28 protein-coding genes are annotated in these 25,261 nt (G+C 44.2%); 8 read left to right on the forward strand and 20 right to left on the reverse strand.

The window, feature by feature from the left end; all coding sequences use genetic code 11:
- Positions 1-26: 26 nt before the first annotated feature.
- The 5 genes from SLU01_RS07135 to SLU01_RS07160 all read right to left on the reverse strand — a co-directional run bounded on the left by SLU01_RS07135 (position 27) and on the right by SLU01_RS07160 (position 4,358).
- A complete protein-coding gene (locus SLU01_RS07135) occupies positions 27-1,049 on the reverse strand; it encodes a sensor histidine kinase (protein WP_170232625.1) in 1,023 nt (340 codons plus the stop codon).
- 10 nt (positions 1,050-1,059) lie between these two features.
- The gene (locus SLU01_RS07140) at positions 1,060-1,746 is read right to left on the reverse strand and encodes a response regulator transcription factor (RefSeq protein ID WP_174842622.1); all 687 of its coding nucleotides are present in this window, start codon (positions 1,744-1,746) and stop codon (positions 1,060-1,062) included.
- Positions 1,747-1,967: 221 nt separating this feature from the next.
- Positions 1,968-2,906 carry a nuclease-related domain-containing protein gene (locus tag SLU01_RS07150; protein WP_246110910.1) on the reverse strand — a complete coding sequence of 313 codons (939 nt, stop codon included), beginning with the start codon at positions 2,904-2,906 and terminating at the stop codon, positions 1,968-1,970.
- Positions 2,907-3,038: 132 nt separating this feature from the next.
- Positions 3,039-3,818 (reverse strand): nucleotidyltransferase domain-containing protein, encoded by a 780-nt coding sequence (locus SLU01_RS07155; RefSeq protein WP_147056733.1) that lies wholly within the window; start codon positions 3,816-3,818, stop codon positions 3,039-3,041.
- 12 nt (positions 3,819-3,830) lie between these two features.
- Positions 3,831-4,358, reverse strand: a complete 528-nt coding sequence (locus SLU01_RS07160; protein ID WP_147056735.1) for a cysteine hydrolase family protein — start codon at positions 4,356-4,358, stop codon at positions 3,831-3,833.
- Positions 4,359-4,636: 278 nt separating this feature from the next.
- On the opposite strand from SLU01_RS07160, the gene SLU01_RS07165 reads away from it, so the two are divergent.
- Together SLU01_RS07165 and SLU01_RS07170 are read left to right on the forward strand one after the other, a co-directional pair.
- A complete protein-coding gene (locus SLU01_RS07165; protein WP_147056737.1) occupies positions 4,637-5,116 on the forward strand; it encodes a hypothetical protein in 480 nt (159 codons plus the stop codon).
- A gap of 190 nt (positions 5,117-5,306) precedes the next feature.
- Positions 5,307-5,876: a uracil-DNA glycosylase gene (locus tag SLU01_RS07170; protein ID WP_147056739.1), complete on the forward strand. Its 570-nt coding sequence runs from the start codon at positions 5,307-5,309 to the stop codon at positions 5,874-5,876.
- A gap of 96 nt (positions 5,877-5,972) precedes the next feature.
- Here the strand turns inward: SLU01_RS07170 and SLU01_RS07175 are convergent, their stop codons facing one another.
- The 6 genes from SLU01_RS07175 to SLU01_RS07200 form a co-directional block, all read right to left on the reverse strand.
- Positions 5,973-6,173, reverse strand: coding sequence for a hypothetical protein (locus SLU01_RS07175; protein ID WP_147056741.1), 201 nt, complete (start codon positions 6,171-6,173; stop codon positions 5,973-5,975).
- 17 nt (positions 6,174-6,190) lie between these two features.
- On the reverse strand, positions 6,191-7,648 hold the full coding sequence (locus SLU01_RS07180) for an NCS1 family transporter (RefSeq protein WP_147056743.1): 1,458 nt from the start codon (positions 7,646-7,648) through the stop codon (positions 6,191-6,193).
- Positions 7,649-7,733: 85 nt separating this feature from the next.
- A complete protein-coding gene (gene preA / locus SLU01_RS07185) occupies positions 7,734-8,996 on the reverse strand; it encodes an NAD-dependent dihydropyrimidine dehydrogenase subunit PreA (RefSeq protein ID WP_147056745.1) in 1,263 nt (420 codons plus the stop codon).
- 12 nt (positions 8,997-9,008) lie between these two features.
- Positions 9,009-10,352: an NAD(P)-dependent oxidoreductase gene (locus SLU01_RS07190; protein WP_246110911.1), complete on the reverse strand. Its 1,344-nt coding sequence runs from the start codon at positions 10,350-10,352 to the stop codon at positions 9,009-9,011.
- Positions 10,353-10,380: 28 nt separating this feature from the next.
- A complete protein-coding gene (gene hydA / locus SLU01_RS07195; RefSeq protein ID WP_147056749.1) occupies positions 10,381-11,784 on the reverse strand; it encodes a dihydropyrimidinase in 1,404 nt (467 codons plus the stop codon).
- Positions 11,785-11,864: 80 nt separating this feature from the next.
- Positions 11,865-13,106, reverse strand: coding sequence for a Zn-dependent hydrolase (locus SLU01_RS07200; protein ID WP_147056751.1), 1,242 nt, complete (start codon positions 13,104-13,106; stop codon positions 11,865-11,867).
- Positions 13,107-13,320: 214 nt separating this feature from the next.
- Here SLU01_RS07200 and SLU01_RS07205 point away from each other — a divergent pair, with 214 nt between their 5' ends.
- Together SLU01_RS07205 and SLU01_RS07210 are read left to right on the forward strand one after the other, a co-directional pair.
- Positions 13,321-14,691: an aspartate aminotransferase family protein gene (locus SLU01_RS07205; protein ID WP_147056753.1), complete on the forward strand. Its 1,371-nt coding sequence runs from the start codon at positions 13,321-13,323 to the stop codon at positions 14,689-14,691.
- Positions 14,692-16,212, forward strand: a complete 1,521-nt coding sequence (locus SLU01_RS07210) for a CoA-acylating methylmalonate-semialdehyde dehydrogenase (protein WP_147056755.1) — start codon at positions 14,692-14,694, stop codon at positions 16,210-16,212.
- A 79-nt stretch (positions 16,213-16,291) separates the two neighbouring features.
- Here SLU01_RS07210 and ccsB read toward each other — a convergent pair whose 3' ends face one another.
- Positions 16,292-17,464, reverse strand: coding sequence for a c-type cytochrome biogenesis protein CcsB (ccsB, locus tag SLU01_RS07215; protein ID WP_147056757.1), 1,173 nt, complete (start codon positions 17,462-17,464; stop codon positions 16,292-16,294).
- A 133-nt stretch (positions 17,465-17,597) separates the two neighbouring features.
- On the opposite strand from ccsB, the gene SLU01_RS07220 reads away from it, so the two are divergent.
- From SLU01_RS07220 to SLU01_RS17915, 4 genes are all read left to right on the forward strand, one after another.
- The gene (locus SLU01_RS07220; RefSeq protein ID WP_170232626.1) at positions 17,598-18,893 is read left to right on the forward strand and encodes a sensor histidine kinase; all 1,296 of its coding nucleotides are present in this window, start codon (positions 17,598-17,600) and stop codon (positions 18,891-18,893) included.
- Positions 18,874-19,680, forward strand: coding sequence for a LytR/AlgR family response regulator transcription factor (locus SLU01_RS07225; protein WP_147056761.1), 807 nt, complete (start codon positions 18,874-18,876; stop codon positions 19,678-19,680). Before SLU01_RS07220 ends, SLU01_RS07225 begins: the two co-directional genes overlap by 20 nt.
- Positions 19,649-20,101 (forward strand): SRPBCC family protein, encoded by a 453-nt coding sequence (locus SLU01_RS07230; RefSeq protein WP_147056763.1) that lies wholly within the window; start codon positions 19,649-19,651, stop codon positions 20,099-20,101. The genes SLU01_RS07225 and SLU01_RS07230 overlap by 32 nt, the downstream gene beginning before the upstream one ends.
- A gap of 63 nt (positions 20,102-20,164) precedes the next feature.
- Complete coding sequence (locus SLU01_RS17915; protein WP_170232627.1) at positions 20,165-20,338, forward strand: hypothetical protein; 174 nt, start codon at positions 20,165-20,167, stop codon at positions 20,336-20,338.
- 53 nt (positions 20,339-20,391) lie between these two features.
- Here SLU01_RS17915 and SLU01_RS07235 read toward each other — a convergent pair whose 3' ends face one another.
- The 8 genes from SLU01_RS07235 to SLU01_RS07270 form a co-directional block, all read right to left on the reverse strand.
- On the reverse strand, positions 20,392-21,162 hold the full coding sequence (locus SLU01_RS07235) for a class I SAM-dependent methyltransferase (protein ID WP_147056765.1): 771 nt from the start codon (positions 21,160-21,162) through the stop codon (positions 20,392-20,394).
- Complete coding sequence (locus SLU01_RS07240) at positions 21,159-21,506, reverse strand: DUF6176 family protein (RefSeq protein ID WP_147056767.1); 348 nt, start codon at positions 21,504-21,506, stop codon at positions 21,159-21,161. Before SLU01_RS07240 ends, SLU01_RS07235 begins: the two co-directional genes overlap by 4 nt.
- Positions 21,506-22,021 (reverse strand): nucleoside/nucleotide kinase family protein, encoded by a 516-nt coding sequence (locus SLU01_RS07245; protein WP_147056769.1) that lies wholly within the window; start codon positions 22,019-22,021, stop codon positions 21,506-21,508. The genes SLU01_RS07240 and SLU01_RS07245 overlap by 1 nt, the downstream gene beginning before the upstream one ends.
- Before the next feature lie 18 nt (positions 22,022-22,039).
- Complete coding sequence (locus SLU01_RS07250; RefSeq protein WP_147056771.1) at positions 22,040-22,552, reverse strand: GrpB family protein; 513 nt, start codon at positions 22,550-22,552, stop codon at positions 22,040-22,042.
- A 21-nt stretch (positions 22,553-22,573) separates the two neighbouring features.
- On the reverse strand, positions 22,574-22,996 hold the full coding sequence (locus SLU01_RS07255; protein ID WP_147056773.1) for a cytidine deaminase: 423 nt from the start codon (positions 22,994-22,996) through the stop codon (positions 22,574-22,576).
- Between the two features lie 74 nt (positions 22,997-23,070).
- Positions 23,071-23,613, reverse strand: a complete 543-nt coding sequence (locus SLU01_RS07260; protein ID WP_246110912.1) for a DinB family protein — start codon at positions 23,611-23,613, stop codon at positions 23,071-23,073.
- 289 nt (positions 23,614-23,902) lie between these two features.
- The gene (locus SLU01_RS07265; protein ID WP_147056774.1) at positions 23,903-24,397 is read right to left on the reverse strand and encodes a phosphoribosylanthranilate isomerase; all 495 of its coding nucleotides are present in this window, start codon (positions 24,395-24,397) and stop codon (positions 23,903-23,905) included.
- Complete coding sequence (locus SLU01_RS07270; RefSeq protein ID WP_147056776.1) at positions 24,387-25,253, reverse strand: aminoglycoside phosphotransferase family protein; 867 nt, start codon at positions 25,251-25,253, stop codon at positions 24,387-24,389. The genes SLU01_RS07265 and SLU01_RS07270 overlap by 11 nt, the downstream gene beginning before the upstream one ends.
- Between the last annotated feature and the right edge of the window lie 8 nt (positions 25,254-25,261).

Raw genomic sequence — 25,261 nt, forward strand, 5'->3', positions numbered from 1 at the left:
ACAGGTCGGCCAATGTGACAATGTTGTCACGTTCGTGTAGCATCAAATTCATTTTCGGTAGAAAACGTCATTTTCATTGTTGTTCCTTCGTTCATCACAGAGTTAGCGGAAAGCGTAATCCCGATTTTCATCGCGACTTGATGGGCAAGGTACAAACCGAGCCCTGTCGCCGCATTATGAAGCCTTCCCGTGCCCCCGGTGAACCCTTTGTCGAAAATACGGGGAAGATCGTGAGCCGGGATTCCCGGACCTTCATCTTTGATCATTAAAACCGGATGCCCCCCTGCCGAATGGTCGGTCATTATGCAGATGGTGCCTCCAGGCGGACTATATTTCACCGCGTTCGTCAGCATTTGACGAATGATGAAACGGCACCACTTGCTGTCCGTGATCACTTCCATCTCTTCTCCTTCGATTTCCACCGCGATATTTTTCTCGATGCACCAAGATTGCAGCTCACGGATTTCGGGAGTAATCAGTTGAGGCGTTCTGATTTTTTCCAAAGTATAATCCGTTTCGAGTGCAGGCAATCGCGAAATGTAGAGTTGGCGGTCGATGAGAAGGTAAACCCGCAGCCAATCGGACTCGATTTTCCGAATGGCCGGATCTTGCCGGTTCGCATCAATTGTCATTTTCATTGCCGTGAGCGGCGCTTTTACTTCATGCACCCACGCAGCGGTATAATCGCTTTCCATAAGGTTCTTCGCCCTTAATTCCGAAAGTTTTTCTAACTGATCCTTCGCCAATTGACGCAATAACTCATTAATCGTCTCATCGCGGCTAAAAAGTGGAGTGGGCAAGCCTTCCTGCCAATCCCCCACACGTTCTTCTGAAATACGAAGCAGCGCCTTCGTAAATTTCGTTTCTCTTTTATAGCGCCAAATGATGAATGAAACGAAGATCGCAACGAGCAACGTATTCAGATACATGAGAGAGCCCAGTTCCATCGAAATGCCTTTATCGATCCAAATAAGCACGTCTGTACATATAAGAACCGTGGCGAAAAGCAGCATCCAACTCTTCATATCTTTTACATATTGAATGAACATCAAATCCCCCTCACAAGCTGACCGCCATATAACCCATACCTTTTTTTGTGAGAATCGCGTCACCCAGTCCGATGTCTGCAAGCTTTTGACGCAGCCGCGTCACATTGACCGTCAATGTGTTATCGTTCACGAACCGTTCATCATCCCATAATTTGCGGATCAACTCATCACGCGACACAATCACGTCCTTCGACTGGACAAGAACCGCCAAGATGAAAAACTCATTTTTCGTCAACTCCACTTCATTGCCATCAAGCCGAATTACGCCACGCTTCATATCGATCATCGCGCCATTCCATTCAAGTACATCCGCTGCAGCCTCCTCCGTATACGCATACGTACGCCGGAGCGTCGCCTGAATTTTTGCAAGCAGCACATCCGTATGAAACGGCTTCTGAATATAATCATCCGCCCCCATATTCATCGCCATCACCATATCCATCGGATGATCGCGCGACGACAGAAAGATGATCGGCACCTTCGAAACCGCGCGGATCTCCCGGCACCAATGGAAGCCGTCATACGCTGGGAGCTGAATATCCAGTATGACGAGCTGGGGTTTCGCTTCGACGAAAGCTCCCATCACGTCGTGGAAGTCTTCCGGCCCCGTCACTTGAAACGACCACTGCCCCAGCCGCTCCTTCAGCGAATCAAATATCGCCTCATCGTCTTCCACAATAAAAATCGTCATATCCATCCGATGCACACCCTTTCCTAAGTTCATTATAATCATGCCTGGCCGGCTTGGAAAAGATTATCATCAGATTGTGGGGCTATCACCACTTGGATCGGCTTTATCACCACTCAGCACGTAGTTATCACCACTTAGAGCCGCTTTATCACCACTCAGAAGGGTGTTATCACCACTCACAACGCTTTTATCACCACTCAGCCATTTACCAACAAAAAAGCGCACGATTAGGTGCGCTTTTGCTTGCTTGCTGATAGCCACATCTTATACGTTCGATTGCGATTTGCTCCCTCAGTATGTAAATTCATATCTCGGAGCAGCCGATTTGCATTTTGCTGTCTTTCAAGATGAAGAAATTCCCTGCAGTCCCTATTCGTCATTTTTCCGCCAAACAGTAAAAACCAGTCACGAATCGCTTGAATGTGTGCTTTACTACATCGGAATCCACATTTCAAGCATTCCCATTTCCGTTTATGCCAACTCATACCTAAGACGTTACACCCCGGACAAATCACACCCGTCCGAATGTCGCTGCGTCGAATGGAATAAGTTTCACAAATAGGTGCTGGGATGAATTGGCGATGGCCGCTGTTGAGTTGCGATAAAAGGGTGACGAATGTTTCATCATCCAACAATGGGGAGGTTGTTGGCAATTTACGGATATATAGGGGAACCGTACTCGGGAATAATACAGGGATCTTGGAGTCGAATACTTCGATGCGCTGACTCGCATAGGCCATCACGACGGCGCCATATACCGGTAGGGACAAGTTTCGGCTGTGCAACCAGTCTTGAAATAATGAGCAGTTATTTTCCAATTGTGCAATCGGGCTTTTGAATCCGCTCACTTGTCCGGTCTCCAACGTGCGGATTAACTGCGGCGGATTTTTCCTGACGGTCAATTCGCCCGCAATGTTTTTCACTTCAAACAAAACCGCATACGACGGGGTAATAAACAGTGAGTCAATTTGAAAATGAGTGCTAGACATTAACGATAAATCATGAAAAATGCCATGCTTCATTGAAAAAGCATAGCTCTCAAACACTTTGTCCAATTCCTGCTCGCCGCCAAACCCGGCTTGGACCGCCGCATGCTTTGCGCGCAACGCAGGAATCGCTTCATGGTGGCTCGGCAATCTCCTTATCGCAGCCTCCAGACCCTCCAACAGTAGAGGTGCCTTCCTTTGTTTATGGATGAATATGGTTCAACTCCTTAAATAGTATTTATCTATTTACTAGTTTAGCATATTCATCCGAAAGAAAACTAACTTTTCTAACTACTTCCCCGTAAAATCACCTTATCCCTCTTCCCCTACATATCTATCAACCATTCTCCGCAAAAATCTCATCTCCCGGCTCTCTTCATTCCACTGCAAACGAATCCATCCATATTCGCGATGCAACATGCGACTGATCAAAACAACTGCCTGCGTATGCCCTCCCGGAGTAATCAACTCTAATATCCCCTTCAACTCCGATACAACATCTTCCGGCAACGACCGCTCAATCGTCTTCAGCCCCAACTTCGCCCGCTCCGGCGCATATCGATGAAGCAATACCCTTCCCAAATGGTGCACGACATTCGTCAACATCCGAACCGCCCAAATGTCATTTCCTCGTGCAGCCGTCTTCGAGTACTGGAATAAAAACCACTCCACATCCATGACATCGTCCCGGTACTCCTCATCCGTCAACGCCAAACCTTGCGTCTCCACAAATCCGCCCATTAAATGATCTGGATCATACAGCACCTTGAAATGGTCACCGCCAACAAAGGATTCCTTTTTCACTGTGAATAAATCAATATGTAATAAATCATCAAACACCGCGATAATTTGCGGAGCGACAATGAAAATATCATCCACTAAAATGATGTCGCGGTACGCACGCAAATGCTTCATCCGCCTAGCAAGGAATTCCTTCTTATCTTCCTCCCCAACCAAGCAATAAAGATCAACGTCCGAATGCGCATCATGTTCTCCCCTGCCCATCGAGCCTTTCAAAAAGATTGCCCGGACGGCAGGATCACTCTTCAAACTCTCACTAATCCTTTCAACAGCCAAATCTTGCGGCAGCACAACCATCACTCCTTATTTGTACACTTCCACATATTCCTCATAATCCAGTACTTCAATCACATCCGACCAATGCAGCACCGTTCCGACAAAATCCCGAATATCCAAGCCCGGCATCTCATACGTTTCGTCTGTATTTGCAGTCCCAGTTGCGTCCTCAATGAATGTCACCTTATACCCACGATCAAAAGCAGAAATCGCCGTGAACATACAGCAAAACTCAGTATTGAAGCCAGTTATGAATACATGATCCACTTTTAACTCCTCTAACAAACCCGCCAATTCGGTTTTAAAAAATGAACTCGGCGTCTGCTTTTCCACCACTACTTCTGCAAACCCTTTAACGGAAGGATGGAGCTCAGAACCTTCCGAACCCCGATAAAGCGGGCTTTCCTCTTCCTCATCGAAGTGTCTGATGAAAATAACTGGCTTTCCCACCTTGTTAAAGTCCTCAATTATATTGGTAATCAAGTCCAATTCGCCAGTAAAATCACCAGATTCAACAATTCCCTTTTGCACATCAATTACTAATAAAGCTTCCATATGTATACACCCCTTTGCAATGTTAGATTCTATATAGATTGTGAGTTATCCTTCATTTCGGGAAATATAAATCGACCTTTCAGATAAATCTTCCGGTTTATGAATTGAACTTATTGCTTTATGAGATACAAGCCTCCCTCCTTGTCATTTATCTCCATAAAATAAAGTAACTCACTTAGAAAGAAGGTGAAGACTGAATTATGTCCAATAAGAATATTTATCCATACCGTAACGATCACAATCCTTGTTGTGATTGCTGTAATAAGAGTAGGGGACCAATGGGACCGCCTGGACCACCTGGGCCACCCGGACCGCCATCTGGAACTTCGGGGGTTGTAACAGAATTTGATCAGGATATAATTGATACGCTTTCAATAGAACTATCTACCTCACCACAACTCGTGGCTACAGTTGAGTTAGATATTGACAATATTGGTGATCGTGTATGGTTAACCGGTACACTTCAGTCAGTAGTCGGGACAAATGCAGGGCCAAGTTTTGTTCAATTGCAATTAGAGATTTATAGAAACGACCCAACTTTTATAACAACTCCAATTTATCGCCTCGACGATGCAGTCGTTAATAGTGGATATTTGAATTTTAACGCCACTACATTTTCCTTTGTTGATGTTGCTCCGCCTACAGGACTGACTACCTATTATCTCACTGCAAGATTCACAGGCTCTGACCCTCAATCTGCAGGCATTAGTATTGTCAGTGCCAGTTTCACCGGGGCAGATATCAGGGCGAATGTGTAAAGCTATTTTAGTCCTCAAAAGCCCCCGTAGACTGGTGAAAATTGTTTAGAAACTGAATCGGAAGAGGTTGACTTAGAATGCCGGAAACAGATCCTGTTTCTCGGCACTCTTTTTTCATACGCAATAATTCATTCAGATGACATGTTTGACTCAACAAAGGGTATTCTAAAATGCCAGGAGGTAGATAAAAATGACATCATTTTGCCCAATAATTTGGCCGGAGGATCCGACACCGGCGAGCGAGCGTAATTGCGAGGAATGTGGGCTATATAAACAAGGAACACGGATGGTGTTTGGGGAAGGGAATCCAAACGCGCCGATCATGGTGATTCTCGATAATCCCGGAGCCCGTGAAGATCGAGAAGGAAATGCCTATGTGTGTGGCACGCGGCAGACTTTGCAGCAGGCCGTTCATGAAGTCGGGTTGGATAAAGAGCTAATCTATGTAACATATATCTTAAAAAGAAGGCCCATCCGAAAATACGATAAAGAAAGGACACGGGAAATCTGCATGCACCGCCATCTGGATGAACAGCTCAAGCGGCAGAAACCCAAAATCCTACTATGCATGGGCAATGTTGCCGTGCAATCTTTTTTTGAAAACGCGGAAGTCGATGTAAAAGGATTGCGGGGCAGCTGGCATGACGTGAAGGGCTATCAAACCACTGTCGCCTACCACCCGCTAGCCGTCAGACGCCGGCCGAATTTGTATGGATTATTAGTGGAAGATTTAACGCTCGTAAAGGCTGCAATTCAATGATAATACCTTGAGTGTTGCTAAGAGAATGTATATGACCGATCAAGCTACATAGTTAAGACTCTATTCTAGTACGCACCAGAATAGAGTCTTTACCACTTACAGCTTCTGCTCCAGAAGTTTTGCAGCAAAATATTTACGTGCTTCTGCCGTCAAGATTTGCAGACAAACTTCATCCTGCCGTTTAAAATTAACAAACATTCCACTTAGATTTTCCTGTACTGAATCGACCGTAAAGCCTTTTTCAAAATAGGCATCTACTTGTTTCATTTCATCCAAACTCAACAAATGGTCTGACATACAAACACCCCGCTTTTCTATTTAACACCTTTTTCTTCCAGCTCCTGCACAACGATATCGTCCCAATCGTGACCAACCGTAATCCCTAAATACTCCGTATCACTCGGATTATCCAGTTCAGCTTGCGGGTACTTCTTATACCACCAATACTTTGCCAGTACATAGTAGACAATCGCCCCGACAACAAAGCCAACCAACGAAGAATACGTTGGGAACATATTCGCTAACGCTCCACCGATCACCCAAGCAAATAGCCCAGCTAAGTTAAAGCCTCTCATATACTTGTATTGGCCGTCTAACTCGTACAGATCTTTCACGTTCACACGGCGTTTACGGATTAAATAATAATCGGCGAACAAAATACCCACAATTGCAGTTAAAATGCCGCCAATGATTAATAGCACGTTAACTAACACATCAAACAGATTCCATGGCTGTGCTAAAACCCCAATTATCCCCGCGATGATGACAGCAGCCCAGAATGGCACTTTCGGTCCGCCAACGTTCGAGAAAATCGTTGCTGCAGGAATAACGTTTGCGGATGTGTTTGTTGACCATTGCGCCAACACGATCATCAGCAATAAAACCCCCAGCACAATCCCACTTGCACTATTCTGCAAGGCATTTATAGGATCAGCAGAGGCTGTTGCCATGTAAGCCACTGCCCCGATCGTTACGATAAATGTATTTGTAATCGGCATCACGATCAAAGAGCCGACTAACTGTGTTTTATTACGCTTGAACCAGTTGCGTTCATTTTTTGGTGCTTTAAAGAAACGTGACAGTGTCGGCATATCAGCCGCCAATGTTGCCCAGAACCCCATGTTCGCCATCATCACAACCATGAAAGCTGTAAAAGCCGCGATCCCTGTTGTCGGGGATTCTATCCAAGTCCACACGTCTTTCCCTTGAACCGTCGCTTGATCGGCGAGTGTAATGTACATCCAGCACGATATTAAAATAATAACCGGCGCTGCAAAATCCGCAAAGCGCTCAATGGATTTAATGCCGAGTGATGTATTGAATAACTGTAATGCAGCGAACACAAGGAAACATAAAAACCAATTATTGAAGTCGAATAATAAATTCAAAATCCCGTTGATGGCCAGAGCGCCAAAATAGGTGTTAAGCCCGAACCAACAAGCTGCTGTCACGCCGCGGACGAGCGAAGGTATATGCGTACCGATTGTGCCGAACGGGGCACGCATATACACAGGGAAAGACAAGCCGTGCTCAACGCCAATATCGCCAATCAACGTCATGAATACGCCGATTAAAACGGAACCGGCTAACGTTGCTAAAATCACCATCGGCAATGACAAACTCATAATAGCTGAGCCGCCAATTGCAAAGGCGGCTAATACAATCGCCATTCCTATCCAAATCACTGCAAAACCGAATGGGCCAACGCTTCTTTTTTGATGTGTCACTGGAAGTAAATCTGGGGATTTTAAATAATCTCCGCCATTCGCCATACATGTCTCTCCTTTTTAGTGGATTTCCAGTTAACGCACAACCAATTCTCTTCTTTTTCACTTTACATCAAAATTCTGGCCCTCTTCACCGGGTAAAATTGCTGATAAGTGATTGACGTTCGTTCCAAGTCATCGGCGGAATCGTAGACTTTCTTTCAACCATTGAAATTGCACCGTCTACCGGGCATACAATCGCGCATAAATTACAGCCAACACAATCCTGTTCACGCACTTTCAACATCGGACGACCACTCTCTGAGTACAGGTCAATGCATTGATGTGACGTATCCTCACACGCGATATGGCACTTATTGCAGTTAATGCAGACATCGTTATTGATTTGAGCGACAATATTGTAGTTGAGATCCAAGTCCCCCCAATTTGAATAACGTGGCACGGACTGACCGACTAAATCCGTCACCGAGGCAATGCCCTTGTCATCCAAATAATTATTCAGTCCATCTATCATATCTTCGACAATGCTGAATCCGTGGTGCATCGCTGCTGTACAAACTTGGACGCCTGTTGCACCCATCAGCAAGAATTCTGCAGCATCCTGCCAGTTTGAAATACCGCCAATACCAGATATAGGAACATTGACGAGTGGATTCCGCGCGCATTCCGCGACCATATTCAGTGCAATCGGTTTGACGGCCGGACCGCAATATCCGCCATGGGCACCTTTCCCACCTACATGCGGCACCGTATTCCATGTATCCAGATCGACCCCAGCTAAGCTGTTGATCGTATTAATCATACTGACGGCATCTGCCCCTCCGCGCACTGCCGCTTCTGCCGTCATCGTAATATCCGTTATGTTCGGCGTCAGCTTGACAATTACAGGCGTGCGTGCAACTTCCTTCACCCAGTACGTTTGCTTTTCAACCAATTCAGGGACTTGACCGGAGGCAGATCCCATTCCCCGTTCCGCCATCCCATGCGGACAACCGAAATTCAGTTCTAGTCCATCAACCCCAACCGCTTCTACTTTTTTAACAATCTCATGCCACTTTTCCTGCTGCGGCTCTACCATTAACGAAGCGATAATGGCGTGATCGGGAAACTTTTTTTTCGTTTCAAGAATTTCATTCAGATTTACCTCTAACGGACGATCTGTAATCAGCTCGATATTATTGAAGCCTGCTACTCTTTGTCCGTTGAAGTTAACAGCCGCAAAGCGCGATGAAACATTCAAAATCGGTTCACCTAGCGTTTTCCATACCGCGCCGCCCCATCCCGCTTCAAATGCCCGTTGCACTTGATAACCTGAATTAGTCGGTGGTGCAGATGCTAACCAAAATGGATTCGGTGATTTAATCCCCGCTAAGTCAATTCGTAAGTCTGCCATGCATTATCCCCCCTATGCGATCCCACTCGGTTTTCTTAAACGCTCATGAATGATGTACGCAGCATCTTTCCCTTGCTGTGCGGCTGTCACAACCATCGCCTCACCTTGACCGTTGCCGAACACGACATCCCCGCAGGCAAACACTTTGTCATTCGACGTTTGCATAGTCGTTTCATCAATGTCTACTACTCCGTTCGTATGCTGCAATCCAAACGCTTCAATGAACGGGACAAAACGCGTTTGTCCAATTGCTTTAATGACGGCATCCACTTCTAAAACAAACTCAGACCCCTTGACGACTTCAGGTCGTTGCCTGCCGTCTGCTCCTGCCTCACCAAGTTTCATCTTGACGCATTCAAGGCCCACCACTTTTCCTGCCCCATCACCAATAATTCGCTTCGGCGCTGTCAGCCACTTGAATCCAACACCGTCCTGCTTGGCAAATTCATATTCATATTGGTAAGCAGTCATCTCTTTTTCTGTTCTTCTATAGAGAATATCCACTTGCTCTGCACCCAGCCTGACAGCACAAGTCGCTCCATCTATAGCTGTGTTACCAGCACCGATAACCGCAACGCGTTTCCCGATCAAGTCTTCTGTCAGTACACCCATTTTCGTGCGCTTTACAAACTCAATGGCATCATGGACGCCTTCCAGTTCCTCACCTTCAATGCCAAGATCAGGCACGGATCCCATCCCAACCGCTAAAATAACACTGTCATATTGCGTTAAAATTTCCTCAGCGGAAATATCCACGCCTACTCTTGTGTTTGTTTGAATGTCCACGCCGAGCTTTACAACTTGAGCCACTTCCCAATCCACTACATCATTCGGCAATCTGAAGGACACGATGCCATAAGCGTTCAAGCCGCCCGCCTTCGCCTCCGCTTCGAAAATCGTGACACGATAACCGAAACGACTGAGCTCCCGCGCCGCAGACAAACCAGCTGGACCAGACCCCACAATCGCAATCCTTTTTCCATTTGATTCACCTTTTTCAAACAACTCCACGTCTGTTTCCATCGCCCAGTCTGTTGCATAACGTTGCAATTCTCCTATTTTAATAGGCTTGGTCGATGAATTCAGCACGCATGCCCCTTCACATAATATCTCGGTCGGACACACCCGCGCGCAGCTTGCACCAATCGGATTAGCATCCATAATCGTCATGGCCGAACCTTTCATGTTGCTAGTAGCAATTTTTTTGATGAAGTTCGGAATTTGAATACTTGTCGGACAAGCCGTAATGCAAGGTGCATCATAACAGTACAGACAGCGATTTGCTTCTTCCATTGCCTCATTTTTCGTCATCCTGCCCGTCATTTCCACAAAATTACGTTCGAGTTGCGAACTCATTAAACCATTCCCCCTAATGGATTGATGATCAGACATTGATCCGTTCTGCAGTCGCCGGCTGTAGTGCACGCTTGATATAACGGCCGCTGCCTAATGCGCCTACGAATTGTCTGTTTTTAATGATGTATTCCCCGCGTACAAGTACACTGATGGGCTCCCCTGTCACTTCCCATCCCTCATATGGATTGTAATCGACATTCATATGGTGGGTTTCTGCGGAAATTTCACGTTTTACGCTAGGATCAAAAATCACGATATCCGCGTCAGAACCAATCGCAATCGTCCCTTTTTGCGGATATAAGCCGAAAATCTTGGCGGCACTTGTCGAAATCATATCGACGAAGTCATGGATGGAAATCCGTCCTTTTGCTACGCCTTCAGAATATAAAATGCTGAAGCGGTCTTCAATGAAAGGTCCACCATTCGGAATCTTGGAGAAGTCGTTCAACCCTAATTGCTTTTTTCCGTTAAAGCTGAATGAACATTGGTCCGAGCCGATTGTTTGCAGTTGCTTAGCTTTTAAAGCATTCCATAAATGCTCTTGATGATATTTTGGGCGAAGCGGCGGTGACCAGACATATTTCGCCCCTTCGAAGCCTGGCTGCGCTAACGCAGACTGATCAAGCGTTAAATAAGGTGGGCATGTTTCCCCATACACGTCATAACCTTTTTCACGCGCTGCGATAATTTCATCTAATGCTTCTTTACACGTCACATGGACAACGTATAGTTTCGCACCTGCGATATGCGCCAGCTCAATAGCCCGTTTCGTTGCCTCACCTTCTACTTCAGCGGGACGCGTCAAGGCGTGGTAAATTGGTGCCGTCTTGCCAGCTTGTCTCGCCTCCTCCACTAATTCATCAATGACCGAGCCGTTTTCACAGTGCACCATGACAACAGCGCCCATGTCTTTTGCGATTTTAAAGGCTTTGAACAGCGTACGATCCGATGCTTGGAATTCTTTCGCGTACGCCATGAATACTTTGACCGATGTAATCCCTTCACGTTCCAACAATACAGGCAACTCGGCCTCTGTTTCAGGCGTTAAATCACTAATCATTAAATGGAATCCGTAGTCAATGGCTGAATTTCCCTTTGCTTTTTCATGCCACTTTTCCACAGCTGTCGCTAGTTTTTCTTCACCAGCGGATAAGCAGAAATCTAAAATGGTCGTCGTTCCGCCGAAGGCAGCTGCAATTGTACCCGACTTCCAATCATCATCTGTTACCGTGTTGTTGAAAGGCATATCCAAATGCGTATGCGGATCAATTCCGCCTGGCAGGACGTATTTGCCTGTTGCATCTACAATTTCCGCTCCGTCAGCTGATAAGTTTTTGCCGATTTGTACAATTTTACCGTTTTCGATTAAGATATCTGCCTCATATAGATCTGAAGAGGTCGCGATGAGTCCGCCTGTAATCATTTTTTTCATACTATCCTCACCTTTCGATTAATGACTGTACGTTTAATGTATTTTCAGACTTAAAGATTTAGTACCATGACGTGTCACATTCAGTATTGGTTTAGAGTACTCCTGCTAAATTTCGTTTGCAGTGCCAATACAGTTCTGAGTAACACGTCTGCTCCCTTTGCACAGTCTTCAAATTCCGTTTCTTCTTCCTCGCAGTGACTTTTTCCACCAATGCTTGGCACAAAAATCATTGCGGATGGGATGATGCTCGCAATATACTGGGCATCGTGTCCCGCGCCGCTGAACATCCTATTGAAGGAATAACCAAAGTTATGACATGACTTTTCCACTTCATCGCAAATAGCTTCATCAAAGAATACAGTATCCCGCCCCCATAACTTAACCGGTCGAATGCGGCAACCGTTTTCCTCTGCGGCTACCCCTGTCAATACCTTCTCCACTTGACGCATAACCTCTGGAGATTGGTGACGCGAATCAATGGTAAACACTACTTTGTTCGGAATGACTGTATGGATATTAGGCGTCACATTCATACGTCCAAAAGTGAACACAAGCTTATCGTCAATCTTGCCCAACTGCTCGTGCAAAGATGAAATTAAACGAGACGCTACAATCATTGGGTCTTTGCGCATCGACATCGGTGTTGTACCGGCGTGATTTGATTCACCTGTCACGGTAATTTCGTAGCACACCATGCCTAAAACGCCTTCGACAACTCCAATATTACAATCCTTAGCAGCTAACACCGGTCCTTGTTCAATATGGAGCTCAATATAAGCAAGGGCTTCTGTTAAACGATTTTCTTGCTCCCCCTCATAGCCGCTTGCTTGTAATGCTTCTTGAAAAGTAATGCCATTTTTATCGGAAGAGGTCAGCATTTCTTCTCTATTGAACTTTGAAGCAATGACACCGGAACTCATCATCGCCGGATCAAAGCGCGCACCTTCTTCATTCGTAAAATTCACAAGCATCAATGGAATCTCAAGTTCAATATTGTTATCCTTTAATGTCCGTATCGCTTCGATTCCTGTTAAAACACCTAACACTCCATCAAACCTGCCGCCTTTTTCAACGGAATCCAGATGCGATCCGATTACGATTGGCGGACACTCTTTTTTCCCTGGCAGCGTCGCATAGATATTGGCCATATCATCTGTTTTGATATCCATGCCCAGCTCTTTACATATTTCAACAAAGCAGTCTCTTGCCGAAACGTCCTCTTTTGACAGGGACAGACGGGTTACGCCCCCATTAGCAGTAGCACCAAACTGACTGAACCGTTCAATTAGTGCCTGCAATCGACTCCTATCAGATGCATACATATGCAAGTCCTCTCTTTCATAGTTATTGAACTACCTGCCACTTTAAAAACTATAAAGTAAGTGTATTCGGCATAAGCGTATATAAGACTAAAAAGTTTGGTCAAGCGCATATTTACGGGATGCTGTTTATATAATAAGGGACTTGTGTATATAACGCTGTTTCTCTAAGGAATTGTAGATTAAGCAGAGGATTATTGAAGGAGTGATGATTTCCATGACGAACTCAACAAGTCAAAACTGGCAAGTAAAAGATGAGCAGTATGTATGGCATGCCATGAAGCCGTACAACCCGAAAGCTACGTCAATTATCCAAAAATCGGAAGGTGCTTGGATAACTGATATTGACGGGAAACGTTACTTGGATGCCATGTCCGGATTATGGTGTGTAAACGTCGGTTACGGACGTGAGGAACTCGCTAAAGCCGCTTACGACCAATTACTTGAAAACGCCTATACACCTCTATCCGTTGGGCACGTTCCTGCCATCGAACTAAGTGAAAAGATCAGCGAATTGTTGGGTGATGATTATGTTGTCTTTTATTCCAACAGCGGTTCAGAGGCGAACGAAACCGCATTCAAGATCGCACGGCAGTACCATCAACAGAAAGGGCACACCAATCGTACAAAATTCATCTCCCGCTATCGGGCATACCATGGCAGCACAATGGGAGCGTTAGCGGCAACAGGGCAAGCACAGCGCAAATATAAATATGAGCCGTTGGCACCCGGTTTCGTTCATGTTGCACCGCCGGATGCCTACCGTGCGAATGAAGATCATATTACGGAGCCAACTGCTCTTCCGTCTGTTCAGGCGATTGAAAATGTCATAACGTGGGAAATGTCCGATACGATTGCCGGTGTTATTCTTGAGCCCATTATTACAGGCGGCGGCGTGATTATGCCGCATGAGAATTATTTGCGCGGGGTAAAAAAAGTCTGTGAAAAGCATGGGGCATTGCTCATTGTCGATGAAGTCATTTGTGGCTTCGGGCGTACAGGGAAAGCATTCGGCTTCCAGAACTACGGCATTCAGCCGGATATTGTCACAATGGCAAAAGGCTTAACAAGCGCCTATATGCCACTATCTGCTACAGCTGTGCGCCGTGAAATTTATGAGGCTTTTATTGGGAGCGAGGAGTACGACTTTTTCCGCCACGTCAACACATTCGGCGGTTCTCCAGCTGCTTGTGCAGTTGCGCTGAAAAATATTGAAATCATGGAACGTGAAAATTTATTCGTCCGGTCAGAAGAACTGGGTGCTATTCTCCATGCGGAACTGCAAGAACGTTTAAAGGACCATCCACATGTCGGCAACATACGCGGGAAAGGCTTACTGATCGGCATTGAACTTGTAAGTGACAAAAACAGCAAAGCGCCGCTTGATGTGTCTGCTGTCAACAAAGTCATTTCTCTTTGTAAAGAACAAGGGGTCATCATCGGGAAGAATGGTGTCACGGTTGCAGGTTTCAACAATGTGTTAACGCTAGCTCCCCCACTCATTATTTCGTCGGCAGAAAAAGACTTGATCGTTGAAAAACTCACACATGCATTGCATGAACTACTGCCACAAGGGGGGAATGAATAAATGGTGACGAATACAGAGATAAAAGAACTGGGGCACTTTATTAATGGTGAAATCGTAGCTGGCACAAGCGGTCGCTTCTCAGATGTTTTCAATCCAAGTACAGGCGCAGTGATCGCACATGTCCCTATTGCAACGAAAGAGGAAGTGCAAGGTGCCATCGCAACTGCTCAAGCAGCCTTTCCGGCGTGGCGTGCACTGTCTGTCAGCAAACGGATCGATATTGTTATGAAGTTCCGTCAATTGCTGACCGCACGTATGGATGAGCTCATCGATGTCATTTGTACCGAAAGCGGGAAAACAGTCGAGGATGCGAGGGGCGAAATCACACGCGGCCTGGAATCTGTGGATTTAGCCATCAATGCTCCTCACTTATTAAAAGGCGAGTACTCTGTCAATGTCGGCGGGAATATTAATGCGTATTCGGCAAAAGCTCCACTCGGCGTTGTTGCAGCGATTTCTCCATTCAATTTTCCGGTGATGGTGCCGCTTGCCATAACAAGTATGGCGGTCGCAGTCGGCAACTCTGTCATATTAAAGCCTTCAGAGCGTGTACCCTGCTCCGCATTGTTCTTTTCGGAACTGTGGAAGGAAGCGGGTTTGCCCGATGGCGTTTGGACAGTCATTAATGGCGACAAGGATGCAGTCAACGAACTGTTGGAAAACCCTACTATTGAAGCTATTTCGTTTGTCGGATCTACGCCGGTCGCTGAGTATATTTACAAGACCGGTTCACAATACGGCAAGCGCGTTACAGCTTTAGGCGGCGGCAAAAACAATATGATTGTCATGCCGGATGCAGATCTGGAACAGGCGGCAAATGCTTTTTTAGGCGCGGCTTTTGGGGCCGCTTCCCAACGCTGTATGGCCATTTCGACAATTATGCCCGTTGGCGAAGAAACAGCGAATAAACTTGTCAAAATACTGGCTGAAAAAATTGCGAAGTTAAAAGTCGGGCCTTACACAGATGCAGACGTTGACTTCGGACCTGTAATTACTAAGCAGTCAAAGGATGCGATCATCGGCTTTATCGATCGTAGCCTGAATGAGGGAGCTACGCTCGTATGTGATGGCCGCAACCCGGACATTACTGGAAACCCTGACGGCTTCTATCTGGGCCCTACACTGCTGGACAACGTCAAACCCGGTATGGAAATTTATGAACAAGAAGTATTTGGTCCTGCCCGTAATGTCGTTCGGGTAGATTCTTTAGAGGAAGCAATCGACCTGATCAATGCGCATGAGTTCGGCAACGGTGTGACGATTTTCACGAATAACGGAGCAGCCGCCCGCAAATTCACAACGGATATTAACGTTGGCATGGTCGGGGTAAATGTGCCCATCCCTATTCCTGTCGGTTACCATAACTTCGCCGGCTGGAAACGATCCAGATTCGGTGAAGGGCATATGTTCGGCCCTGACCAAGTCCGCTTCTTCACCAAAACCAAAATTATTTCAGAAAAGTGGTTTGAAGAAAACAGCGAATCTGCGTCGACCTTTGCTTTTCCGAGTAATGAAGACTGAGAACAACGTTAAACAGACCTATTAGGCCGGATGCCTAAGGTCTGTTTTTTTACTATCAAATCTGTTGCCGCACATAGACCTACGCATATGAATGCAATCCTGCGATCACTAGGTTTACAAATACTTGATTGAATACGATGAGACCGAAGCCAATGATGGACATCCATGCTGTCCGCTTCCCTTCCCAGCCTTTGGATGTCCTTAAATGCAGCATTCCTGCATAAAACAACCACGTTATCAATGCCCAAACTTCTTTAGGATCCCAACCCCAAAACCTGCCCCATGCAAGATGCGCCCATATCATGGCAAACAGAAGTCCACCTAACGAGAACAACGGAAAGCCGATAATGACAATTCGGTATGACATTTCATCCATTACGATCGGGTTCACTTTATTCGTAAAGGGCTTCAGTAATTGAACCACTCTTTTTCGTGTAGATAGCCGAATGAGCGCATAAAGGGCGGACCCTGCGATAAATGACCATACTAACGTATTGATCTTCTTGGCGTCCAGTGAATTTGTAATTTTAATGAATCCGATTGATTGTTCATCTTCCCCAAGCCGCGCCCCGTCATTTACAATAATAGGCGGCATTTTATATGTGACTTGCTCCATTTTTTGCACCTTGTTTTCAAACTCGACATGCTTCTCCTCGGTGAAAGCAGAAAATGTCATGGAGCTAATCGTGAATCCAATAACTAGGAATAGACAATACATGACAAATTCCAAAGACATTGTATGCTTTGTCCTCTCCCCCACATCCAGGACCCGAAGCAAATAAATGACTCCGGTTGCGAACGCGATGGAAAAGATGGCACTCGAAAACGCAACCGTAATTACATGAATGGTGAGCCAGTGACTTTGCAGGGCGGGAATCAACGGAGTTGCCTCGCTTGTAAAAACACCTCCAAACCCAATAATGATCAGCGAAACAGGGATTGAAAATAGTACGACTACAATTTGTCTGTAGATTTGGTACAGTAGAAGAGTACTTGCGATGAGCATAATGCCGAAAAACGTCATGAATTCATACATATTACTGACTGGCGCATGTCCAGTCGCCGTCCATCTAAGAATAACGTATAAAAATAATAGGGATAAAGAGAGATAGGTCAACCCGATACAGATTCGTCCAGACACTCTATGTTTTGATTTCACAGCAATGCCTGCTGGTATAATAGCAATTAATAATAGAATAAATGCCCACAATAAAAATTGGTTACTCAGTTCTAAAAGACCATATGCGTTCATTCGACAAACCTCCACCTTTTACACCGATTCAATAACTAAGTTCATGCCCATTATAGGTCTGATTGAATGGTTTGAGGTTTTTTTATCTTCAACGTGCCAAAAAGCATCTTTAACGTAAATACGAGGTGACATGATGACAACCACATTTTTCCTCCTAAGCCTTTTGAATTTCCTTATCATCTATGGATCGATTTTTTACGTCATGCAGCTCAAAGTGACAATACAAAGAGTTCTTTCGTGTTTACTCGTCAATACGATTGTCTCTTTATTGGCGGTTCAATTCCCGCAATCTCTTTGGATACCAATGATTTGTAGCATTTGTTTCAGCAGCGGTATCTTTTATTTACTAACGAGACAGCAGATTGTGTTAGTTCACCTGGTCACCATACATATCATAAGCATTTTAGCCGAATATACAGCATTGCTTTTTGTCGAGGCCTTGAATTTATCCGTTTTTATTCACGGAAGTTTGATCATTATTCAAGTCGTATTTGTAGTTATCTTATATAAAAGACTTCTCCTTTATTATAAGAAAGATATTCGGTTTTCCATCCAATCCCGTATAGTCCTGACCGTAATTGTCTGCATCACTTTTGTTGTTTTTTATGCAATGGTTTTCGTACCTTTCGGAAATAAAGAGTTGGAAGTTTCAGTGGCGACGCTTCTTCTTTTGTTTTTTTATTTTTTCATTATGGTCGGACTCGTAAGCATCCTGTTGCATACAATCGGCAAGGAAAACCGCGCACATGAAAAAATGGTAGAACAGCAACAATTCGCGATGTATATGCAGGCATTAGAACAAGTGAATCGTGATATGCAGACGTTTCGACATGACTATGCGAACATCCTCCTGTCTTTACGCGGTTATATCGAACTCGAAGATATGGAAGGACTTCGCAACTACTTTCAGGAAGAAATCGTAAAGGTAGAGCAGCGCACTCTTTTTAAAAACCAGGTCTTCAGCCAACTTGATCGTTTACAGCTAGTAGAAATCAAAGGGATCATCGCAACGAAGATTTTATTAGCCGATGAACTTGGAATACCCTTCAATGTCGAGGTACCTGAGACGATTGAAGTTATATCCATCAACAAAATTCACTTATCTCGTATTTTAGGAATATTGATCGATAATGCAATTGAAGCATCTGCTTCTATGGAACAGCCCTGTATTAACTTGGCTTTCCTCACCGTCTCCAAAAAATCCGTGATTGTCATTGAAAATCGGTTTGCGGGCGATATAGAATTCGATCGATTATTTGAGGATGGGTATTCAACGAAAGGGAATGATAGAGGGAAAGGCTTGCCTGCTGTTAGAAGTATTTTATCAAGCTACCCGTCAATTATTTTCAACTCACGAACTGAAGATCAATGGATGATCCATGAAATTGTGATTGAGGGGGCAAATGAACATGCGAGTCATCATATGTGAAGATGAAATACGTCAGCAACAATTTTTACACAAAGAAATTATGAACTATGCCAGCTTTCATGAGCCGAGCATTGAAGTTGTTTTATGCACAAACACACCCGATGAGGTTTTCACTTACTTGGAGAGCAAAGAAGCGGATTGTTATTTCTTAGATATTGAGCTCAATCACCCATTATCCGGAATGGAGGTGGCTATGGAAATCCGCAGATTGGATCCTTTAGCCACAATCATCTTCATCACTTCACACGCTGACCAATTGAAGCTAACATTTACCTATAAGCTTGCTGCGCTTGATTTCATCGTGAAAGAGACACCTGATCAAATCGCTTCAGATGTACGGGAAGCATTGCAAGCTGCATTCACAAAATACAAACAGCTAGGTGAAATCGATCATCCAGCAATGATTCAAATTGCCATCGGCGAACGGATTAAAAACATCGCTATGCAAGATATTTATTTTATTGAAAGCTCCTCAATTCCGCATAAGCTCGCATTACACGAACGAAATGGGTACTACGAATTCTATGGCAAACTAGTAGACTTTGAGAATGTGGACCTATCATTTTTCCGTTGTCACAAAAGTTATCTGATCAATCTCCGACACGTTAAGGAAATCAATAGAAAAGATCGGATTGTGAAGATGACCAACGGGACTGAATGTATTATTTCATTTCGCCAGCTACGGGAATTGCAAAAAAGATTACTGGACTTGCCATCAACTGATCAGGAAATTTGGATGGATGAAAGGAAAAACCATGCCAATAATCGAACACGAGATTGTAATTAATGCACCCATCCATATTTGTTTTGACCTTGCCAGAAATGTAGACGTCCACACGGAAACAACAGCAAAGACGAAGGAAAGAGCTGTCGGAGGAGTGAGGACCGGACTAATGGAGAACGGTGATATAGTTACGTGGGAAGCCGTTCATTTGGGAATTAAACAAAGATTGACCGCGAAAATTATCGAGATGGATCGACCTTATCATTTCAAGGATATCATGGTGAAAGGTGCGTTCCATTCTTTTACACATACCCATGATTTTATTGAAAACGACACAGGAACGATTATGAAAGATACGTTTGAATATAGATCCCCTTTTGGGAGCATTGGAAAACTAGCCGATCGATTGTTTTTGGAAACATATATGAGGAAATTTATTGCAAACCGCGCAATTGAATTGAAAAAGATAGCAGAAGAATGTTAGACACATCAAAACGAATAAACCAGGCCATATTAAGAATGCAAAATGATATGGGAGGTTTTCGTAATGAAACAAGGCGCGCACAGCAATCTATATTCAAATCCGAAAACGCCGGGTAATCGACAAGAAGTAAAAGAAGAAATTTCAATGGAGTTGTCGGAACTTGGCAATTTGAAGCCGAAACAGGAGCCGATGACACCGAATAAGCGGCAGAAGTCGGAGAGGGATAAACACTATTGAAATAGATCGACGTTCCTGCGGGATGTCTTCTTCCCGCAGGATTTATTAGAAACTTATGCCGTTTGCACCCTGCATACATACACCATTGAAACGCTCTTCGCATTCAATTCATTCTCATCCCAATCGCCATACACATGCACAATTTCAAACCCATTTGCGGCTACTAAACGTTCCATTTCTTTTGGAAATGAATAACGGAGGGAAATGCCGTCCTCTTCCTCAGCGATTAACGAATCGTCTTGATAAATTCGTCGATGCGTTTGGCAATTCAATATCTGTGTCAAATGATCATACACATCACGATGACTCTCCATCACCTGATCGCCATTTTTATCGAGATATGTCTCCTCGTATTCATCAATAGCAGAAAGCTCCTTCAATACCGGATTCCGTGTATCAAAAATGAAAATGCCTCCATCTACTAAGTGCTCGCGTACAGAATGGAATAAAGCGTCTTGCGCTTCATTCGTTAAAAAATGTTGAAAGGAATTTCCTGTCATGAACGCTAGTGAACTTCTGACAGGAAGATTCAAGTTCGTGCAATCTTGCTGCATGAATTCAATCGTAACTTCCGCTTGTTCGGCTTTCCGCCGAGCCCTTGCCAACATGCCTTCATGCAAGTCTACTCCAACCATTTGGAATCCGCGCTGTGCCATTGGAATCGTCAATCTGCCTGTTCCGCAAGCCAGTTCCAATATGGGATGTTTCTGATCAGCCCATTTCAGAATGATGCCCAAGTCCTTCTGATACGTGTCATATAAATGATCGTACATTTCAGGATCGGCGTATTTCTCTAGGTTTTTTTCTAATATGTTTTGGTTCATTCAGTCATCACACTTCTTACTTTTTCAGGTATCATAACGACTTCTGTCTTTAAATCCACCGGTCGGAATGTTTCATCTATACATTCATCCCAGAACTCCAAATGTTTCTTATCTATCCAATGCTCGGATTGCTCTACTTCTTGTCCTCCTTCACCTTGGACTGAATACCAATATAAATACTCATCGCCGTTTAGGTCTTCTCTGAAAATAGTTTCAACATACATCTTTTCGCCCTCTAATGTTACGAGAACGTCTTTCATATGATCTTTCAAAAACGTTAGCCACTCATCAACCCGCTCAGATTTTCCTTTCTTCACGCGAAATCTTGTCAATTCTATATTCATCATTCAGTTCCCCCTAATATACTGCTAACCAGCAATTGATTCTTTACAGGATTGTCCCTTATAACTAACAACTTCCCCAAATAAGGTTGAAGGATCCCGTCCAACTCGTCTCGATCTCCTTCAAACTGCCTCGTCCATTTATACATATTGCGAAGCATTTGAAAATCCGGTTTATACGCACATTCCTCCACGCCGATCATTTGCTTCACATGTCTACTCAAATTCCGGAACTTCCGTTTCCATAAAGGCGGGTCCAGCCAAATGACAATATCGGCCATCTCCAAAAGGATGTGATAGGAAGGACGGTAAACACCTTCCGCAACCCAGCATCCCTTGGCATCCATTTCGTGAATGATTTGCACTTGCTCTTCAGGCGTCCGCTTGATCCGCTCACCATCCACGTTATGATAAACAACCGAGTCCAACTCAACAAAAGGCAAACCCATTTGCTTCGTCAATTCCTTCGCGTAAGTCGTTTTCCCGCTCGCAACGATACCCATAATGAAGATTTTCATTTTTCCTCAACCCCGTTTTTACTTCTTAGCCCATTCCATTGCTTCCCGTTCAATTTGAACCGCTAATTCGGCCTTTCCATTTATGTACGAGTCAATATCATAAGGGAATTTCTGTGCTAGCTTCTCTTTCAAATCCCCATATGCCTTCGCTTTCTCGGGATGTTTTCGCAGGAAGTCACGAAATGCAAGATGTCGATCGATTTCCGGAGAGCCATTCTCGTAAATATGGATATGATGCGTCCGCTCGTCTCCACCTTTTTGAAAATAACGGCGTCTCGCAATTCCATTCTCGCCCTTCGCTTCGTACCCAATTGCAGCCATTTTTCCGTCATACTGATTGACTTGTGTAATATCTTTCATGACAGGCATAATGTCGATAATAGGCTTTGCGGACAAACCTTGTATGGATGTGCTGCCGATATGGTGGATTTCGATTATTTCCGTGCCAAATATCTCCTTTAATATAGCCGCCTCCTCGTCAAAAGCAACGCTCCATCTTTCAGAAAAAGGTATTACTTCTACTTTCCGCATATCGTACCCCCTATCCAACACTTATTTACTCCACATCTCCTCATACTCCTTATAAGCAGCAGTCCAATGATACGGTTGAACATCGGACAGTTTTTTGAACATTAATTCCCGCCCAGGTAAAGTGACTGCCACCTTTACATTTGGCCCCCAATAGAATAGACGCTCCTGACATACACCACATGGGGACAGCACCTTGAACTCGGAGACTTCATCATCTCGGACGACGCATATGGAGTGCGTAACCCTTTTATTCAACTTATGCGCCTCCAAAATCGACCCCGTTTCCATGCACAATTCCGTAGATGCATTAATAACTTCCGGAGCAACACTTGTCAAAATCGTACCATCCTCCAGGCCCATAGCCGCTGCTCCGCCCCAGCCTGCAGGATATCGTTTCTTTATCAAATCAACAGCTGCATCATATAATGCTTTCTCAAAGCTCATAAAAATTCCACCCTTCCCTCACGGAAAAAGGGCTAACAGAATGCATAATTGTTAGCCCCACCACTGTCTCTTACTTATTTTTCCGAAGCATGCATCATTTTCTTGATTAATCGAATTTGCCCACGGTGATTCAATTCATCCTCAAATACGTGAAACCATTTGAAGTAATTATTTGTAGGCTTCCCATACCAAAATGGGGATTGTTCGAATAGCCATGAATCAGGCAATGTCTCGAATGTATCGATTGTCTTTTTCCTCGTTTGTTCCAACTCTTCAAGGTAATATTCAATTGGATTCCCTTTGATTTGTTCCCTTGCAGCATCTCCAAGTTCCAGTGCTGGGTTCAACAGTTGGATATCCTCATCCGTGAAATCCCGGTTTTCAAATGAATCGATTTGATAGGCTTTTTCAACTGATACCATATGGGCGAGCAGCATGCCGATGGAATTGGCTTCGTCGTTAAAGAGGAAATCCAATTGTTCCACTGTTAGATCTCTCACTTCAGCCAATGTTGTCTCCCTTGTATATTCCATCATGGATGCCAATTTGCTAAACTCCAAACCCAGACCATCTTTTTGGTCGATTACGTATAATCCTTGATTTTCTAATTTTGTCATTTCACTCTTCCTCCTAGGATTGCGAGAACAAAATGTCAGGATAAAGAGTCCATTACCAGCCTCCGGCGGATGAAAAAAAGACTACCGATTTACGATAGTCTTCGATGAAGTAGTCATATTTCATCGCCAAAGGAAGGTACATAATTGGACATCGTGAATCTTATTGTTCTCTTATGAATTTTAAACCGACTCATGATATCACCTTCCTTTTTGCACGAATTTCCCAACTACTTGCATTCTACTAGACATTCCGACAATAGTAAATGGATTTTTCGAAATTTAATTTATTTCAAATCCCCTTCAAATAATTAATCTTCTTAAGGTCTTTGAAGTTATTTTTTTCTGCCCTATAACTATCTTTAGAGGAAGCTTGGTAAACTGCCGAGTATTGTTCGGGCGAAAGTAAATAATACTCTATGCCGTCAGTGGAATATACTTCAAGCTCGTTTAATTGGATCCCTGCGAAATCCGGGAGCGTATCGATAATGCCAAACTCAACTGAAAGATTACCCTTTGCAAATTCATGTTCATGTAGGTCAATTAATTCATAGCCAAGGTGCCCCATAATCGACATAATTCCTCTCCAATTATGCAATGCTGTCTCCGCAGGAGCTTCCCATCCCCTGCTATCTCCAGGGACATGAATATCGAGATCCCCAGCATCCCAATTTCTATTCGTGACAATTTCAAAACCAACCGATCCCATTAATAAAGGAATAATATTGATAGCATTTAATTCCTTTGCAATTTGTAAAAACACATTGAACTTTTCATTAGAACGCATCCTCATACTCCTTCAATTTCTGTTTCCAATACTCCCACGCCTTCAAATACTCCGCCAAATCATGCGGATGCACTTTCTTACAAATGCCAATGCGCGTATATAACTGAAAAACAACTTCATCGACTAAACGCGCTGTGTCCATCTCCACATTCTTCAATAAGGCAAATGAACCGAGCAATGTCTCCATATCTAAATCATCCGGCGACGAACAAAATGCATATGTAAAGTCATAGATCACCGGACCTACCATTGGATCGGGATCAATGACACCGACAAGTTGATCCTGATGAAACACAAAGTTATGTACGCCTGTATCGCCATGGAGAAGATATTTATCGGTTTGTCGTCCATTCTCCGCAAGACGCTCGACAATCTGTTTCATTCGTACATAATCCTTATGCGGCAACAAATCCCCGACATTGTCATAAGCATAGTCCAAGCTTATTCTGTTGAACTCAATCCAGTTTTGCCGAGGCGTTCCCCCTAATCGACCCCATGGCGCTTGCGAATCATATTTTTTGTACTGAGTAAACAGACCTTCAACGAGAAGCTTCATCCAAACCGCTTTAGTACCACGATTGACGTGAGTTGTTCCTTCAAAATATTCATAGAGAAAAAATCTCTTCTCCGGATCCACATAATAAACTTCAGGCAACAGCTCAATGTCTTTATATGTTTTGAAAAATTGTTCGACGACGTCAATATCTGCCGAGTGATCGTATTTTAAAATACTAGAAGACTTTTCACTTTTTACTACATACACCTGTCCATCGGTCGTTCCACTTGTCAGTTGCTTGATTTCGGCTTGGCTTCCAATAAGCCCTTTATTTTGCAAATCAATAATCGTTTGATTCATATGAAATC

Origin of the sequence: Sporosarcina luteola, assembly GCF_007991495.1 — a bacterium.
Taxonomy (GTDB): Bacteria; Bacillota; Bacilli; order Bacillales_A; family Planococcaceae; genus Sporosarcina; species Sporosarcina luteola.